Annotated in this window: 13 protein-coding genes and 1 CRISPR repeat array; of the genes, 6 read left to right on the forward strand and 7 right to left on the reverse strand. The window is 38.5% G+C overall.

What is annotated here, in order from left to right; all coding sequences use genetic code 11:
• The first annotated feature begins 108 nt into the window (after positions 1-108).
• Both ACLLO5_RS06385 and ACLLO5_RS06390 read left to right on the forward strand, forming a co-directional pair.
• Complete coding sequence (locus ACLLO5_RS06385) at positions 109-1,713, forward strand: NAD(P)H-quinone oxidoreductase subunit 4 (RefSeq protein WP_413174641.1); 1,605 nt, start codon at positions 109-111, stop codon at positions 1,711-1,713.
• An 838-nt stretch (positions 1,714-2,551) separates the two neighbouring features.
• Complete coding sequence (locus tag ACLLO5_RS06390) at positions 2,552-3,862, forward strand: sensor histidine kinase (RefSeq protein WP_413174642.1); 1,311 nt, start codon at positions 2,552-2,554, stop codon at positions 3,860-3,862.
• A gap of 252 nt (positions 3,863-4,114) precedes the next feature.
• Here the strand turns inward: ACLLO5_RS06390 and ACLLO5_RS06395 are convergent, their stop codons facing one another.
• From ACLLO5_RS06395 to groES, 4 genes are all read right to left on the reverse strand, one after another.
• Entirely contained in the window at positions 4,115-6,790 is a 2,676-nt protein-coding gene (locus tag ACLLO5_RS06395; protein ID WP_413174643.1) for a ParA family protein, read from the reverse strand.
• Positions 6,791-6,802: 12 nt separating this feature from the next.
• Positions 6,803-7,243 (reverse strand): hypothetical protein, encoded by a 441-nt coding sequence (locus ACLLO5_RS06400; protein ID WP_413174644.1) that lies wholly within the window; start codon positions 7,241-7,243, stop codon positions 6,803-6,805.
• 161 nt (positions 7,244-7,404) lie between these two features.
• Positions 7,405-9,042, reverse strand: a complete 1,638-nt coding sequence (gene groL / locus ACLLO5_RS06405) for a chaperonin GroEL (RefSeq protein ID WP_413174645.1) — start codon at positions 9,040-9,042, stop codon at positions 7,405-7,407.
• Between the two features lie 132 nt (positions 9,043-9,174).
• On the reverse strand, positions 9,175-9,486 hold the full coding sequence (gene groES, locus ACLLO5_RS06410; protein WP_013191733.1) for a co-chaperone GroES: 312 nt from the start codon (positions 9,484-9,486) through the stop codon (positions 9,175-9,177).
• 787 nt (positions 9,487-10,273) lie between these two features.
• On the opposite strand from groES, the gene ACLLO5_RS06415 reads away from it, so the two are divergent.
• The 3 genes from ACLLO5_RS06415 to ACLLO5_RS06425 all read left to right on the forward strand — a co-directional run bounded on the left by ACLLO5_RS06415 (position 10,274) and on the right by ACLLO5_RS06425 (position 12,128).
• The gene (locus ACLLO5_RS06415) at positions 10,274-10,444 is read left to right on the forward strand and encodes a hypothetical protein (RefSeq protein WP_413174646.1); all 171 of its coding nucleotides are present in this window, start codon (positions 10,274-10,276) and stop codon (positions 10,442-10,444) included.
• A 329-nt stretch (positions 10,445-10,773) separates the two neighbouring features.
• Positions 10,774-11,451 carry a response regulator transcription factor gene (locus ACLLO5_RS06420; protein ID WP_013191734.1) on the forward strand — a complete coding sequence of 226 codons (678 nt, stop codon included), beginning with the start codon at positions 10,774-10,776 and terminating at the stop codon, positions 11,449-11,451.
• 554 nt (positions 11,452-12,005) lie between these two features.
• Positions 12,006-12,128 (forward strand): hypothetical protein, encoded by a 123-nt coding sequence (locus ACLLO5_RS06425; protein ID WP_413174647.1) that lies wholly within the window; start codon positions 12,006-12,008, stop codon positions 12,126-12,128.
• A 334-nt stretch (positions 12,129-12,462) separates the two neighbouring features.
• Positions 12,463-13,453: direct repeats of the CRISPR family, unit length 37 nt; unit sequence GTTTCTCATAACCTTTTCCCCGCAAGGGGATTGAAAC.
• A 92-nt stretch (positions 13,454-13,545) separates the two neighbouring features.
• On the opposite strand, the gene ACLLO5_RS06430 is transcribed toward ACLLO5_RS06425, so the two are convergent.
• The 3 genes from ACLLO5_RS06430 to ACLLO5_RS06440 all read right to left on the reverse strand — a co-directional run bounded on the left by ACLLO5_RS06430 (position 13,546) and on the right by ACLLO5_RS06440 (position 16,448).
• A complete protein-coding gene (locus ACLLO5_RS06430) occupies positions 13,546-13,863 on the reverse strand; it encodes a (2Fe-2S) ferredoxin domain-containing protein (protein ID WP_413174648.1) in 318 nt (105 codons plus the stop codon).
• Between the two features lie 171 nt (positions 13,864-14,034).
• The gene (locus ACLLO5_RS06435; protein ID WP_413174649.1) at positions 14,035-15,120 is read right to left on the reverse strand and encodes an RNA-guided endonuclease InsQ/TnpB family protein; all 1,086 of its coding nucleotides are present in this window, start codon (positions 15,118-15,120) and stop codon (positions 14,035-14,037) included.
• 353 nt (positions 15,121-15,473) lie between these two features.
• A complete protein-coding gene (locus ACLLO5_RS06440; RefSeq protein WP_413174650.1) occupies positions 15,474-16,448 on the reverse strand; it encodes a cysteine synthase A in 975 nt (324 codons plus the stop codon).
• Positions 16,449-17,088: 640 nt separating this feature from the next.
• On the opposite strand from ACLLO5_RS06440, the gene ACLLO5_RS06445 reads away from it, so the two are divergent.
• Positions 17,089-17,394 carry a hypothetical protein gene (locus ACLLO5_RS06445; protein ID WP_413174651.1) on the forward strand — a complete coding sequence of 102 codons (306 nt, stop codon included), beginning with the start codon at positions 17,089-17,091 and terminating at the stop codon, positions 17,392-17,394.
• Positions 17,395-17,398: the final 4 nt, after the last annotated feature.

Consider the following 17,398-nt stretch of genomic DNA (forward strand, 5'->3'; position numbering starts at 1 on the left):
CTATTTATCCTCTCAATAGAAAATATGTAAAGGAAATTGTTTACAAAAGTAACGATTCCTTAATATAATGTAATTAAAAGAAAAACCAAAAATTGATTGTCAACAGTGATGAATCCGATACAAATCCCTTGGCTATCAGCCATAATTTTCTTGCCCTTAGTGGCATCCTTAGCCATTCCCTTCATACCTGATAAAGACGGTAAAACAGTTCGCTGGTATGGATTAGGAGTAGCTTTTGCAGACTTTGCATTAATGATTTTTGCCTTTTGGCAAGGTTACGACTTCCAAAGTTCCGCCCTGCAACTGACAGAAAGCTACGCTTGGATACCCCAAATAGGCTTTAACTGGGCTGTAGCGGTTGATGGTTTATCAATGCCCTTAATCCTATTAACAGGCTTAATCAACACACTTGCAGTATTCGCGGCTTGGAAAGTAACCAATAAGCCGCGTTTATTTTATGCGTTGATGCTGGTGATGTACAGCGCCCAATTAGGCGTATTCCTCGCCCAAGACTTATTAATGTTCTTCTTAATGTGGGAAATCGAGTTAGTACCTGTTTACTTGCTAATTTCCATCTGGGGTGGAAAAAACCGCCGCTATGCAGCCACCAAATTTATTATTTACACCGCCGCAGCATCTATATTTATTCTGGTAGCTGGTTTTGCAATGGCTTTCTATGGTGATAACTTCACCTTCAACATGACAGAATTGGGACTCAAAGAATATCCCCAAGCTCTAGAACTCGCACTATATACAGGTTTCTTAATTGCTTACGGTGTAAAACTACCAATTTTCCCCTTCCATACATGGTTGCCTGATGCTCATGGTGAAGCATCTGCGCCTGGTTCAATGGTATTAGCTGGTGTGTTGTTGAAGATGGGTGGCTATGCTCTAATTCGCTTCAACGTAGAAATGTTAACCGATGCCCACGTTGTTTTCGCTCCCATCTTAGCAATCTTAGGTGTAGTCAATATTGTTTACGGTGCTTGTTGCGCCTTAGCTCAAACCAACCTCAAACGTCGTTTAGCTTACTCTTCCATTGCCCACATGGGGTTTGTATTAATCGGGATTGCATCTTACACAGAAATTGGTATCAGCGGTGCTGTCTTACAGATGGTTTCTCACGGTTTAATTGCTGCTAGTTTATTCTTCCTATCTGGTGTAACTTACGAACGTACTCACACCTTGATGATGGATCAAATGGGCGGTATGGCTAAAGCAATGCCCAGAACTTTCGCTCTGTTTACTATCGGTTCAATGGCTTCTCTAGCTTTACCCGGTATGAGTGGCTTCGTCGGTGAATTGATGGTGTTCCTGGGTATTGGCACCAGTGATGTTTATAGTTCCAGCTTCAAAGTAGTAGTCATCTTTCTATCCGCAGTTGGTGTGATTTTGACTCCCATCTATTTACTCTCCATGTTGCGTCAAGTGTTCTACGGTAATCAAAGCGAAGAGCTACATTTAGATACCGTAGTCGCTGATGTTAGACCTCGTGAATTGTTCATCACCGCTTGTTTATTACTTCCTATCATCGGGATTGGTTTCTATCCTAAGTTAGCTACACAAACCTATGATGTGAAGACAGTTGAAGTTGCGGCTCATGCTCGTCAAGTATTACCAGTTGTGGCTCGTCAACAACCATCTAACTTGTACTCACAAATCTTTACTGCTCCAACTTTAGCTAGTTCTGAATTCGTTAATATATCTGAGTAATTATATAGCTCGTCAAGGGCGCTGCTAAATCTTAAATTAAGAGGGGTTTTAGGGGTGGTTGTAAAACCACCCCATAATTTTGTCGTCACATTTTTAAAACTTGAGGATTGTCACCACAGTGAGCAACCGAGCGACAAAATTACTACCAGCTGGAATTTAAGAACCAAAACTAGTATAGTACGGCGTAAATAAACCATCACAAATCCCTGAAATGCTTACACTGTATTCATTTTGGCTTTTTACTTCCGCACTGTGGTACTAGTAGTCTGTCAAAGAGATTTTGATAGATAACCACAGAAAAAAAATTTCTTTTCTTCCCTTGCTTACCTTTATCCGTGATTTTTGGGTTGACATATTACTAGGAGTATGAATACAACCCATAACAAGCTTTTTGTTATTCAGGATTAAAACCGTCAATATTTCTTTGATTCAAGCTGAATTTATCAGATATGACGATATTTTTGTTTTGAATATATTGTTTGTTGGCTACCAATAATTACGTAAAAACTATTTCTAAATAAACAAACTTTCTAGGGAGAGTCAACGGTATCATTTTGTTTACGAATTGCAAACTAAAGTTTTTTTATTATTAGTTAAGGTTATGCTAAATATAAGATAAAAAAGACACAATACAGCAGGTAAAACCAGTAGAAAAGAAGCGTGAAAAGCTATACAACAATAAAATTTGACTGCTCAACGCTCATCACTGCTGTATATACCTAGAATTTTAAACAAAAATAAAACAAATATAATAGTTATGAGGATTTAATAAATCATGATCTCCACATCCACCGCTCTTGCACTAACGCCGCTCACAACTAAAGGATCGTTCTTAAGTTTGGTTCAGAAAAATAAACTGCAACATAGTCCATCGGGAGTTCATTTAGATACAGATGTAGTCACAGTTTTATTGATAGATGACCAAGCAATAATTGGTGAAGCCGTTAGCAGATTACTCTCTAATGAAAAAGATATTGCTTTTCACTATATAGACGAACCTGCACAGGCTATTCAAACAGCCATATCTATTGCTCCTACAGTAATACTTTTAGATATGGTAATGCCTGATATTGATGGTTTAATGCTACTACGTTGGTTTCGCTCTCATCCAGCAACTTATGACATTCCTATTGTCATGCTATCCAGCAAAGAAGAACCACAAATTAAAGCAGATGCTTTTGCTGCGGGTGCAAATGACTATTTAATAAAATTACCGGATGTGGTCGAATTAATCGCTCGTATCCGTTATCATTCCCAAGCTTATAACAACCTCAAAGCACTGTCAGCCGCAAATGCCACTTCCCAACTACAAGCAAGACAACTAGAACAGACATTAAAAGAACTGAAAGCAACACAAGTCCAATTAATCCAAACAGAAAAGATGTCTAGTTTGGGTAAAATGGTAGCTGGATTAGCTCACGAAATTAATAATCCTATTAATTTTATTCATGGCAATTTTATTCATCTTCATAATTATATCCAATCTTTATTAGGTTTAATCAAACTTTATCAACAACAATATCCTTCTGTAAATCCTGAAATTCAAAATCACGCTACAGAAATTAATTTAGATTTTATTATTGAGGATTTACCTAAAATACTTTCCTCAATGAGAATGGGAACTGATCGCATCCGGGAAATTGTACTGTCTTTGCGAAACTTTTCCAGACTTGACCAAGCTGATAAAAAAGCCGTGAATATTCATGAAGGTCTTGACAGTACACTATTGATTTTAAATCATCGTCTCAAACAGGATATCGAAATCATCAAGAAATATGGAGACTTACCTTTAGTTGAATGTTATCCAGCCCAACTAAACCAAGTCTTTATGAATCTTCTGAGTAATGCTATTGATGCTTTATTAGAACAACCAAAACAAGAGCAAAAACAAATAGTTATTGAAACCGAAAAAACTGATTCTGGGAAAATAAAAATTACCATCCAAGATAATGGGCCTGGAATTAGTCCAGAATTACAACACAAAATATTTGATCCCTTTTTTACAACTAAACCTGTCAATCAAGGAACCGGTTTAGGACTGGCAATTAGCTACCAAATTATTGAAAAGCATCAAGGTAATATTTATGTCTGTTCTGATCCCAGTTATGGTACAGAATTTATGCTAGAAATTCCTATACAACTTGATTAAAAATGGAGATTCCTTAAACTTCAGTACCTAGCAAAATCAAGCAAAAAAATCTCGAAAAGCTTACTATACATAATAAAGAAGCCATAGTTTTGAACATTATTACAAAATATTGCCTCTTTACCCTGTTAAGAGTTCCCTGTTCCCTCTTTCTGATGATTTAGCATAACAAGTATGGTAGAATCCCAAATCTTTTTCAAACCGTAAACCTGCGAGAACTTCTACACAACCAGGAATATAAAGTTAAAAATATTTTTATACAGCACCTTGACGAATCATCTCAAATCCATATACATAGATATCCGCAAATTTATAGCGTTGATCTTTCTCGCGCAATTGAATAATACCGATTTCAGTTAAAAAAGAAGCGAATTCTTCAAAGTCTGCTATATCATGTGCTGATTCTTGCCATATACTATGTAATTCTTCTTTAGGCAAAAGGGCTGGTTTCTGCTTGAGAGAGTCAAAAAATTTAGTCAAATGACGATATTCTTCTTTGATTTCATCACATCTTTTTTCAGATGCTTTTTTCAATCCCATTTCTAAAGATTTACTGCGTAATAAACGATCTGTTGGTGTCTGAATTGATGATTTTCCTTGATAGCTTAATTCTTGTTCCTTTGCACCTGTTAATAAGATACTTAAACTACGAGGAAAAGTAGTACGACTAGAATCAGTTAATCTTTCATAAACCCATCTAGATACATATTTAGCTTTGTCTCCTCTTCTGCGACGACTTCCCCAAAGCAATTCTAAAGCTTTATCAATTTCATCTTCATTAGTTTGATCAATTGCATCTTCAGCAATAGGAGAAAACCTATCTACCAAATTCTTAAAATGCGGAGATTGTATTGATTGACGCAAAGCTAATCTTAAAAAATCAACCCTAGTCCATTGTAAAATAATATCGCGTCCAGTAAAATGACTTTTATTATCAAAAATTAAACGATTCCATATATCTTCTCTCAAGAAAATCTTAAATCTAATTTCTGTTAATCTATTTGCATCACAAGATTGAACTAATTGAAATAATCCAGATAATGCTGATTGTCTTACTTCTCCTGCTTCAGGAAAATCTTCATCTAAATCATCATAAAGAAACCAGATTTTCTGAGATTTATTTTTGGTGTCTTCATGAATAATAATGTTGATGGCATCATTAACTATTTCACTTAGTTTAGAGTTAGTAGATAATTCTAATAAAGCTTCATTATATTCAGATTGCCATTGTCCTTTAGGTAAATTATTGATAATATTTTTCAGATCACTAAATTTTTCACCTTTCCTATTTCTAGGAAAGTTACATAAATTTTCCTGATGACATCTAAGTAATAAATAAGCTCTCCAGAAATCTTCCCATGTGCCACCGTTTTGCTGTAAATTTTCATGAATAGATCGGAATTGTCGACGAGATGGACGACTTTCCTCAAATCTACCATGTGCAGACAAAAATACAGTATTATCTAATCTACCACGAGCTAGTTTTTGAGCATCACTTTTATATTTGAGAAAAAGCCAATATAGAGCAGTTTTACCTGTTCCTTTTCTACCTCTAATTAAACAAGTTGCATGATCTAAAAATTTCTCAAAATCATTGGTACGCTGGAATAGGAGGGTGAAATCTTGTTTTTTATCTGTATCCGCAGCATTTACTTCAGGAAATTGCAAGCTTTTGATAATTTTCCAGCGTGTTTCTGAATTAGTTAAAATATTTGTTCTTTCAATTTCGTCAGTTTCTTCATCAATTAAATTGACAATTTTATTATAGTAATCTAGTAAAGCTCTTACAGGGTAATTATCAGCTAACGCAATGGGTTGGAGATAGGGAATTACTAAAGGTTCTGGTATTTCTAATTGATCAGTATCATCTATTTCAGATTCTTCATCTGTGGATATTTTTATTTCATCTAGGAAAGATTTATAAATCTCGTTTACCTTGTCAAGTTTGCTAACATCAGGAACAGGAGAGAAAACAAAATTTATTGATAGATTTTTTAGGGTGTTTAGTGAGCGCAATAGTAATTCTATTCCCTGTTTATTTTGTTCATTAGGAAAAAGAAAAATAACCGCATCATCAGCAGCTTGAATTAATGATAAAGCTCCCCATTGATTAATTCCCGTTCTCGAATCAATTAAAATAACATCAGGTTTTAATTGTTCATAAATTTCCCGCTTGAAAACAGTCCAAAGATTTTGATTTCCATCAATAACAGTATTAGCATGGAGATCATCAACCTTAGAAATATAATCAAGACTAAGACAACCAGCAGGAACAACAAATAATCTTCCTTTAGCGTTTGGTATTCTCACTTCACCAAATATTTCAGTAATAGAAATACTCGCTTTTATTCCTTCTGGTAAATAGGAACGTTCATAAAAATAGTCAACAATTCCATATTTTGGTTGTGGTTGTAGGTTAAATGCTGTACTTAAACCAGGTGCTTCTAAATCTAAATCTACAGCTACAACTTTACGTCCTCGCATTGCTAAAATCCAAGCAACATGAGTTAATGCTGTAGTGCGTCCTACTCCTCCTTTAAAGGAATAAAATGTTACTGTTCTGGGTAAACTGGGTTCACGCTGGGGTAATTGAGTTTGATTTTGTGGGTTTGCAGCTTGAATTGCTAAATCTTGCCAAGTATGTATTGATGCTGGATCAAAAGTCTGTGGTGGTGAAAGATTAAGTGATTCAGCTTCTTGAAGCGTATATAGGGAGAGAAAACCAGTAGATAAACGAGGAACTTGCGATTTAAGTAAGTTATAAATTTGTTCTTTACGCTGGGGAATGGATAAATTGACAAAGGCATTACTCACAATAGTCAGATTTATTAAACCTGATGTAGAAATATTTAAATCAATCCATTCTGGTGAATTATGCATATAATGCTTTGCAATTTCCTGCTTTAGCAAAACCTGCCAATTTTCCTGCATTTGATCACCTCTTTAAAGTTGAGTAGCTTGCTTCTGTAACCACCCTTTGAGACTCTGATAGGCTTTTAACCAGCGTTTGTAACTTTCATCATCAGGTTCAAGGCCAGAATAACGCATATCTATAAAATTTTGGCTATTTGGATTTTCTACTTCATCTAGCCATTTTCGCACTTCAGGAAAATTATCAATTCGGGATCTGAGTCTATTATGCCGTTTTAATGCTTCTATATAACTATGTTTTGGATTAGTAATAGTATGTCCAGGATCATTGGTATCAGTCTTCCATTCCTGAGTTACACCTTTTGGCAAGGTAGCAAAAATCATGGCTTTTAATAAACACTCAATGGTTATACCTCCCAAGTGCATAGCAGCTACTCTTCTTTCCGATTCCTTTCTACATAATATTTCAGTATCAAGGTGACGCTGCATAAAAGCAGCTTGGTAATCTTCCATACTTAGCGAACTTAGCGTTAAAGCTATAACAGTATATTATTAAATAACATTTCCTTGAAATTATTAATTCATTATTTTCTCGTAGGAAACACCCTGATTTTGACACAAAAAAACAGCCGCCCCCTTGCGGAAGCGGCCATTATTTAAACTAGGAAAAGATTTTAGTAATCGAAATCTCCGCCACCCATACCACCGCCACCAGCGGGAGCAGCATCTTTAGGTTCGGGTTTGTCAACAACAATACATTCGGTTGTCAACACCATACCAGCGATAGAAGCTGCGTTTTGGAGAGCAGAACGAGTTACCTTAGCGGGGTCAACAATACCAGCTTCCAACATATCAACGAATTCGTTGGTAGAAGCGTTGAAACCGATGTTGAAATCTTTTTCTTTGACTCTTTCTGCAATTACAGCGCCGTTTTGACCAGCGTTTTCTGCGATTCTCTTGAGAGGAGCAGGTAAAGCACGAGCAACGATTAAAGCACCAGTCAACTCTTCATTTTTGAGGTTGCTGTTAGCCCAAGTTTCCAATTGGGGAGCTAGGTGAGCCAAGGTTGTACCACCACCAGGAACAATACCTTCTTCTACAGCAGCCTTGGTAGCGTTGATAGCATCTTCCAAGCGTAGTTTCTTGTCCTTCATTTCGGTTTCGGTGGCTGCACCAACTTTAACTACAGCTACACCACCGGACAATTTAGCCAAACGCTCTTGGAGTTTTTCTTTGTCGTAGGAAGATTCTGTTTCTTCCATCTGACGGCGGATTTGTTCGCAACGAGCCTTAACTGCGACATCGTTACCTTCAGCAACAATTGTGGTGTTGTCCTTGGTGATGGTGATGCGGCGAGCTTTACCCAGGCTATCCAGCTTGGTAGTATCTAGTTTCAATCCAGCGTCTTCAGTGATGAGTTGACCACCAGTTAAGACAGCGATATCTTCTAGCATAGCCTTACGGCGATCGCCAAAACCAGGAGCTTTAACAGCCGCAACGTTGAGTACACCGCGTAAACGGTTAACTACCAAAGTAGCCAAAGCTTCTTTTTCGATATCTTCAGCGATAATCACCAAAGGACGACCAGAACGAGCTACTTGCTCAAGTACAGGTACTAAATCTTGTACTAAAGCGATTTTCTTGTCGGTTAACAAGATGTAAGGCTCGTCAAACACTGTTTCCATCCGCTCTGCATCAGTAGCAAAGTAAGGAGAGATATAGCCTTTATCAAAGCGCATCCCTTCGGTGACTTCGAGTTCGGTGGTCATAGACTTCCCTTCTTCCAGGGAAATTACGCCTTCCTTACCCACTTTGTCCATAGCTTGAGCAATCATGCTACCGACTTCTTCGTCGTTACCAGCAGAGATTGCCGCAACTTGTGCGATCGCTTTAGAATCTTCTACAGGACGAGCGTGTTCAGCAATTTTTTCAACTAAGAAAGCAGTAGCTTTATCAATACCGCGCTTCAACAGAATTGCATTAGCGCCAGCAGCCACGTTCCGTAAGCCTTCTTTAACAATGGCGTGAGCCAAAACTGTAGCGGTGGTTGTACCATCACCAGCAGCATCGTTAGTTTTAGAAGCAGCTTGACGAATCAAAGCTACACCAGTGTTTTCAATATGGTCTTCTAATTCAATTTCTTTAGCAATAGTGACACCATCATTAACGATTTGTGGTGCGCCAAATTTTTTCTCTAGAACTACGTTACGACCTTTTGGTCCAAGGGTGACAGCAACAGCTTCAGCCAGAATATCAATACCACGCTCAAGGGCGCGACGGGCGTTTTCGTTGTAAATAATGCGCTTTGCCATAATCTGTGTAATTTTTTGAATTGGTTATTAGTTTGTTAGTTGTCAGTTTTTCAGTGGGGTGTCAGTTCGTGCCAATTCAAAATCCAAATTTTTAATTTTTAATTTTGAATTGTTTGACCCCTCATCACCGAACTAGCTAACGACTGCTAGAATATCTTTCTCAGAAAGCAGTACATATTCTTCAGTGCCGAGCTTAACGTCAGTGCCAGCATACTTGGAGTAAAGCACTTTATCACCGGCTTTAATTTCCAATTCTTGACGGCTACCGTCATCATTCCGCTTGCCAGGTCCAAGGGCTACTACTTCGCCTACTTGGGGCTTTTCCTTAGCGGTGTCAGGCAAATACAAACCACCTGCGGTTTTTTCTTCAGCGGCGGTCACTTTTACAAAAACGCGATCGCCCAAAGGTTTAACTGTAGATACGCTTAGAGATACAGCTGCCATAATTTTAATTTTTTCTCGCTTGTTAGCACTCTCGACTCCTGAGTGCTAATCTACCGAAAAGCAGTGACAAATGGCAACAATGTTTTCTGTACGGGTTTCCGAACTAGGAATTGGGTGTAGGGTGTGGAGGAGCAGGGGAGCATGGGAGCAGAGGGGCAGGGGAGCAGGGGAGCAGGGGAGCAGGGGAGCAGAGGAGCAGAGGAGCAGAGGAGCAGGGGAGTAATAACGTATTAATCATCTATATCCCTATTCCCTATTCCCTCTTAACTGTCACCTGTCACCTGTCACCTGTCACCTATCACCTGTCACCTATCATCTTTCACCTTCTTCCTGAACCAAAAAGTTACTTCACTTAAAGTATAAATGCCTAATTGTATTTGTTGTCTGGTTCTGTTGCGTAAGTAATGAATATTTTTATATGGACAACTTTTATTTGCAAAGCTGAGAAATTGTTATAGAACTGTAATCAGGGAGTCGCTTAATGAGTAACAATACAGTGAGCTAAAGAATTGCTGTCCAATCCCCAAAACTACTAAAGCCAAGGAACTTAAAACCCTAAGTAATGGTTGTAGACGTTCTAGGACTAGCAATTCTTCAACGAACAGCTTGATGTTTGTTCTGAGCAGATAGTGATTCACAACTGGTCAAAACAGGCTAATCTAGAATTCTGGGATGCTGGAAACTGCGACTCAAAGAGCGACACATCAACCCATTTCACGAGAGTCATCCCATTTGCATCTTCAGAACTAAAACTAACTGCTTGCGTGTTTGTTGTTCTAGGCAGATAATGGTAGTTTACCCAGATGGGGTCTGGTATAGCCAAACAAAACCGGAAGTCATTGAGCGGATCATCCCAGAACACTTAATCGGCATAATGGTGGTTGAAGCACAAGCATTTTTAACCCATCCTTTGCCAGAAACTTCCCTGGTTTCTTGTGAACCTCTGATTGAGGCTTAACATCCAAGGGATATAGCAGAGCAAAAGTAAGCAAATGAAAGTGCGGGTGAGTTGTGAGCCAGGGCCATCTTCAGCTAAATACTGAACTTGTCAGCCAGACAGATTATTATTTAATCAGGTTTTTTAGCCCGCCCCTTTCAAAGCAACATATAATAACGCATTATAAATACTATTGCTCTCCGTATCCTTACTGGAATTTTGCCATCTAGCTACTATTTTCTTCAGAGTGTCCATCACTTTTTAGACTTTTAGGCAGCAAAGGCAAGTTAAGTGGGGAAAAAAACAACATCTCAATAATCCACCATAAAGGATAACTATTCAAGACCTTGATGGATCGACGCGCGACAAGTGCCACTGCTATGAAAGAGCCCAGCATGAAAGATCACAAACGACTTCTATTGATTGATGATGACCCTAACCTCATCTTGCTGGTGAAGGATTACTTAGAATTCCGGGGATACGAAGTCATCACAGCCGAAAATGGACGAGAAGCTCTGGAAATTTTAGAACATGAAGTTCCAGACATGATCATCTGTGACGTGATGATGCCGGAAATGGACGGATACACTTTTGTGGAACAAGTACGACAAAATGAACGTACAAGTTGGATTCCCGTTCTCTTCCTCTCCGCTAAGGGACAAAGTGCAGACCGAGTTAAAGGACTGAACAAAGGTGCTGACGTATACATGGTCAAGCCCTTTGAACCTGAAGAACTCGTAGCACAAGTAGAATCCTCACTTAAGCAAACTATTCGTTGGAAAGAACACCAAACAAAGGGAGGGGAAAATGGTTCTCGTATCCAGGTTCCCTTCGATGTCCAGTTGACCCCAACAGAACTGAAAGTAGTACAGTTTGTAGCTAGGGGTTTAGCCAACCGGGAAATTGCTGAAGAATTAAATGTCAGTCAGCGTACCGTTGAAAGCCATGTTTCCAATATGTTGGGTAAAACCAACCTCCACAACCGTACTGAATTAGCGCGTTGGGCAATTGAAAATCAAATGGCTTAAAAGCTTGGCTGATTTTTGAAATTTCAAAGTTATGAGTTTTGGGTTACAGCGTCCTAACTCAAAACTCAAAACTAGATTTTTCTTTTGCATTCAATCTGAAAGCTTTTGACATACTCCCACCTCTTCAAGGGGTGGGATTTTGGGGTTTAAAAGCGATCGCGGGCATAACTCGTCTGACATCACCTAACCCAACAGTCGATGCCCCGACTGAGTGAATGGAGCCTTAGCCCCTAAAGGAAGTAAAAACATGAAAATTTTTTGGATTTTCAGGTTATTACCAATTGGTAGGATTTCAAACTTCCCACTATTTTTCGTAAATTATGGATTGTGAAGCTAAATTTGGATTTTTAAAATTTAAACTTCATAATTCATAATTTATGATACAGTCCTCAAGTCCTATCTTCCAACCCAGATATCACCTAAAAATATTACTACACGACCTCACGCAAATCTCCCATTTCCTCAACTATAAATAACCGTAGGCTAGGTTAGCGATAATGTAACCCACCACAAACCTATAAACTATCAACTTATTTAAAAAACTTTATTTAGATTTGCAATCTGCTGTCAGCGAGGATAATTTGCGCGTTTATCCTCTGGATGAAACTGCAAAACAAAAGACAAAAGTCTATGGAAGTGAACCACCTTATGAACCACCAGATTATTTAATTTTGTAAACTTTGATATTCAAGGTTATGGGGGTATGCAACTGGTCTAAATACCCTCCACGTCAGGTTCTGGGTGGTTGTAACAGAATGTAAAGAGGAGCATCAGTTTTGTCGCAAGGAGTTAAACAGCTTTAAATTTAGTCATCTTCTGTAATTTAGAGAAAACCTTGGTTTTTTGAGTTGACATCTTAGAGTTTTTGTTTTATTCTCTTGTTATTGGTTGAATACAGCCTTTCGCACCTTGATAATTCAATACTTGTTTTTATTGTCACATTTTTGTTTCAGTAGCTTCGTGCAGTTGCACTTTAAAAGCTAAATGTGGCAAGGGTTTCATAAGTATAGGGTTTCTCATAACCACTTCCCCGCAAGGGGATTGAAACATGCGTGTCAGTACAAAGTGTTGATCGATAGTGACCAGATGTATGAGTTTCTCATAACCACTTCCCCGCAAGGGGATTGAAACCAAATTTACCTTCTTGGAATTCCCTTATTAGTTTCCCTAACTGTTTCTCATAACCACTTCCCCGCAAGGGGATTGAAACGTTGTATATCTCCTAAGTTCTCAGACATCATGTGGGAGAGCTCATGTTTCTCATAACCACTTCCCCGCAAGGGGATTGAAACGTGTTTGTCTCGTCACAAACTTTTACGATTTCGGTTAGTGTTTCTCATAACCTCTTCCCCGCAAGGGGATTGAAACTCCTTCTGATCATCATCATCCTCGTAATCTGGAGAACATCTAGTTTCTCATAACCTCTTCCCCGCAAGGGGATTGAAACAGACGGATGGTAGCACTACTGAGGTGTGCAACTTGGGTCAGTCTGGGTTTCTCATAACCTCTTCCCCGCAAGGGGATTGAAACTTGAAATCATCAGCTATATTTCTAGAGTGTATGGTTAATTTACATTTAGTTTCTCATAACCTTTTCCCCGCAAGGGGATTGAAACACTTTGCGATCGCTCACAAACTGTCCTTTTCCGCTGCCGCTGTTTCTCATAACCTTTTCCCCGCAAGGGGATTGAAACTTTAACAGTCTTAATAACTGCGATCGCTAGTTGACGTGCGGGTTTCTCATAACCTTTTCCCCGCAAGGGGATTGAAACTAGAGCCTCCTCCTCCCAGGAAACCTCTTCGACACCCTCGTTTCTCATAACCTTTTCCCCGCAAGGGGATTGAAACTATTTTTGACCCCAGTGTAGGGCAATATCGAGGCGCTTCATTGTTTCTCATAACCTTTTCCCCGCAAGGGGATTGAAACGCTTTCCTGTTAAAGAAAAAGTTCAATGAATCACGTACTGTTTCTCATAATCTCTTCCCCGCAAGGGGATTAAAACTATTAATATAAGATACTGTTACGGTTTTCATAAAGGGCTATTTTCCAAATGCTTCACCCCTACACCTCACGAAAAAACTTATTCAGCAAGCCCTAATTAACTCGTGAATGAAAGCGAGAATAAAGCATCTGCTTAACTATTTGACCGCCTAACAAATGTTTTTTTACCAGTTGCGGTACTTCTTGAGGCAAAACTCGGCAGTACCAAACCATATCTGGTAACACCAGCACCATTGGTCCATTACCACATTGTCCTAAGCAACCACTAGCTGTAACTGTCACATCAGGAACTGGTAAAGCCTGAAAAGCAGCTAAAACTTCTACTGCACCTTGTTTTCTGCAAGTACGCTGTTGGCAAACCTGCACGCATTTGGCAATATCCGGCTGATATTGAATTGGGTAATTTGACATTTTTGTGATGATGTCTTTCTTTAGACCGGGAATTGTCAATATAATATCATCGCCGCTATATAAAACCTACTCAAATCTACCCATCTACCGAAAGGCTGACTCTTGAGCGTCGTTTACTTCCTGCTTCACCCTGAAAGTGTCGGCACTACTCAGTCCACAGGCTAACACTGCCTAACTGACAGCTTTTGATAAATTAATAGCCGCGTTTACATCCCTGTCACATTCAAATCCGCAGCTATCACAATTAAACACTCTTTCACTCAATGACAGAGTTTCTTTTTTTACTCCACAATGGGAGCAGGTTTTAGAACTAGGAAACCACCTATCAACTATCACTAATTTTGAGCCATACAGTTGACATTTATACTCTAATTGTCTCCTCAATTCATAAAAACCCATATCAGAAATAGACGCAGCTAGTTTATGATTAGCTAACATCCCTGATACATTCAAATCCTCTATCACTATCACACCGTGGTTTTTAGCTAACAGTGTAGTTAATTTGTGTAATGTATCTTTCCTGATATTTGCTATTTTTCTATGTAACCTAGCTATTTTGAGTTGGGCTTTTTTCCAATTGTTTGAACCTATTATTTTATGTCTATTTAACCATTGTAGTCGCCTTAATTTTGATTGATATTTTTGATAAGATTTAGCTCCAGGTATGACTTCACCTGTAGATAAGGTTGCTAGGTTTTTAACTCCTAAGTCTACACCGACAATCTTGGTTAAATTAGATATTTTTGTTTCTACTTCTATTTTGAAACTAATAAACCATCTATCAGCTTGGCGACTTATGGTGACTGACTTTGGTTGAGTTTGAGGTAATCTTTCATAGGTCTTTAATATCCCTATTTTGGGAACTTGAATTTTGTGATTACTTAAAATTTTTACTGTTCCTTCCAAGGTACAACTATCATGTTTACCTTTCTTTTTAAATCTGGGGACTCCTGATTTTTTTTGAAAACATCTATCCCAGGATTGTCTTAAATTCCTTAATGCTTCTTGCGGTGCTGATTTGGAACATTCATAATACCATTGATTTTCAGGTTTGACTAATGCTACTAACCATTTATGTAGGTCTATTGCTGTGGGAAATTTGATTTTCTCATCAGGATTATTTTGGTTATGGTCTAAGATTTGTTTAGTTAGAGATAATCCCCAATTCCAGGCATGACGGGCTACTCCACAGTGTTTTACTATGTTTATCCGTTGAATGTGGTTTAACTTTAGCTCGGTTTTAAATCCTAGTAGCAATGATTTTACATCTCCTGTAGTTCGGGGTATTTCACTACTTTCCTAGTTATCCAGTCTCATCGTTAAAACTTATGCTACTATAAGTAACGTGATAGTAGGTTAATGTATACATTAATTAATAATATCCCCAGTCAGCTATGTATTAACCGAGAAATTTTTGTTGCTGTTAGAGAGGATGGTTTAAACTTACTCATATCTTCATGATAGTTTCCTATTTAATCAGATATGAGTAGATTTAGGTAGATATTTTGATTCAGTTACTAGCCCCCAGTTTACTAGGATGGCGATGAATATCAGAAAACTCCGTAAGCTTTAAAAAGCTGAGGGTTGATAGCTGAATGCTTAGAAAACTCTTAACTAACAACCAATCCTTTACTAGCCAACCATTCACGGTTAAATATACGTGATTGATAGCGAGAACCACTGTCACACAAGATGGTAACTATAGTATGTCCTGGACCTAATTGTTTCGCTAAAGCTACAGCAGCACCAACATTAATTCCGGTCGAACCACCCATTAATAAACCATCTTTTCGTAATAGTTGATAAACAACTCTTAAAGCTTCTTGGTCATCAACTTGAATTGCATCATCAACAGGTGCGCCTTCCATATTAGCTGTAATGCGACTATTACCAATTCCTTCTGTTATGGAATTACCTTCTATTTTGATTTCGCCGGTTTTGATATAGCTATATAAACCGCTACCCATTGGGTCAGCAACAATGCATTTAACGGCTGGGTTCTTTTCTTTCAGATACATTGCCACACCAGCATAAGTACCACCAGTACCAGTTGCTGCCACCCAACCATCTATTTTACCGTCTGTCTGTGTCCAAATTTCTCGCCCTGTGGTTTCGTAATGTGCCTGACGGTTAGCCAAGTTATCAAATTGATTAGCCCAAATTGCGTTTTCCATGTCGGCTGCAATTCTACCTGATAGCCGGACGTAGTTGTTAGGGTCTTTGTAAGGTACAGCAGGAACGGGACGAACTTCAGCCCCCAGGGTGGTGAGTGCGTCTATCTTTTCTTGGGATTGGGTATTGGGAATAATAATCAAACATTTATACCCTTTTACGTTGCATATATGCGCTAGTCCAATTCCTGTATTACCAGCAGTTCCTTCTACAACGGTACCACCGGGTTTGAGTAAACCTTTTGCTTCTGCGTCTTCAATGATGTAAAGTGCTGCGCGGTCTTTGACAGAACCTCCTGGGTTGAGAAATTCTGCTTTGGCCAAAATTTCACAACCTGTTTCTTCGCTGAAACTATTTAAGCGAATTAGCGGTGTGTTACCAACAGTGCCAACAAATCCTTGTTTTATATCCATGCTGAATGTACTTAAAGTTATTCCTGAATCTATTTTCCATGTCTTACACCCTCCCCGGTCATCCAATTTTGGATTGATGCTACAGATATAAAACTTACGCAGAATCTCTCTAAACGCTCTTTCCTTCGTGTCCTTCGCGTCTTTGCGGTTCATTTTTCTATTACTTTTGCGTAAATCCTAAGATATAGAACTTACGCAAGTGTCACAATTAAGTCTCTTGTTGGGTAGGTCAGACAAATAAATTGGTTACAACAGAGTTCATGTATTGAAACCAAATTCTTAGGGTCATCCAATTTTGGATTGATTCTACATATATAGAACTTACACAAGTGTCACAATTAAGTCTCTTGTCGGGTACGTCAGACCAATAAATTGGTTACAGCAATAATTCTTAGACCTAACCCCCAACCCCACAAGGGAAGGAGGGAAAAGTGAAGCCTCTATTTTGGTAGGAGAGAGTAATTTTTCCACAATTTCCGAAAATTCCCTCAAAAATATTGAATCTGTGTAAATGGTTCAAGATAACTCTTCCTAGTTCATCTGTTTACATAATTGAGGTTAAAACTGTGATTTTGCTCTTGAGTACAATTAACAGGGTAAGTTAACATACAAGGGTATTAACTACAGAGGTTGGATATCAATGACATCACCTGATGAACATAATAGAGAACTGCAACGTAAAGTTGAAATGCGACTTCGGGAAATGGAAGATAGAATCCATGCTACTGATACGCCTTTGTATGAAACTGAGAAACATCAACCAGAAAATTCTCAAAAATCTGGGATGAAAAAATTGATTCTTGGTGCAAAGCTTTTTGGTCTTGCAGTTGCCACGCTTGTGGCAGTTAGAGTGGCTTCGGTTGTAGCTGGAGTTGTTATTTTTGGGGCGTTGGCTTTTTTAGGTTACAAACTGTTCTTAGAATCGAAATTCAAAAATATTAAATAGAGTG

Source organism: Anabaena azotica SJ-1, from assembly GCF_047275885.1.
Taxonomy (GTDB): domain Bacteria; phylum Cyanobacteriota; class Cyanobacteriia; order Cyanobacteriales; family Nostocaceae; genus Trichormus_B; species Trichormus_B azotica_A.

Bases quoted from the DNA above. Each gene is read 5' to 3' on its own strand.
- ACLLO5_RS06385 (WP_413174641.1), top strand. From the start codon at position 109: ATGAATCCGATACAAATCCCTTGGCTATCAGCCATAATTTTCTTGCCC.
- ACLLO5_RS06395 (WP_413174643.1), bottom strand. From the start codon at position 6,790: ATGCAGGAAAATTGGCAGGTTTTGCTAAAGCAGGAAATTGCAAAGCAT.
- ACLLO5_RS06400 (WP_413174644.1), bottom strand. From the start codon at position 7,243: ATGGAAGATTACCAAGCTGCTTTTATGCAGCGTCACCTTGATACTGAA.
- groL (WP_413174645.1), bottom strand. From the start codon at position 9,042: ATGGCAAAGCGCATTATTTACAACGAAAACGCCCGTCGCGCCCTTGAG.
- groES (WP_013191733.1), bottom strand. From the start codon at position 9,486: ATGGCAGCTGTATCTCTAAGCGTATCTACAGTTAAACCTTTGGGCGAT.
- ACLLO5_RS06415 (WP_413174646.1), top strand. From the start codon at position 10,274: ATGGTAGTTTACCCAGATGGGGTCTGGTATAGCCAAACAAAACCGGAA.
- ACLLO5_RS06420 (WP_013191734.1), top strand. From the start codon at position 10,774: ATGGATCGACGCGCGACAAGTGCCACTGCTATGAAAGAGCCCAGCATG.
- ACLLO5_RS06430 (WP_413174648.1), bottom strand. From the start codon at position 13,863: ATGTCAAATTACCCAATTCAATATCAGCCGGATATTGCCAAATGCGTG.
- ACLLO5_RS06440 (WP_413174650.1), bottom strand. From the start codon at position 16,448: ATGGATATAAAACAAGGATTTGTTGGCACTGTTGGTAACACACCGCTA.
- ACLLO5_RS06445 (WP_413174651.1), top strand. From the start codon at position 17,089: ATGACATCACCTGATGAACATAATAGAGAACTGCAACGTAAAGTTGAA.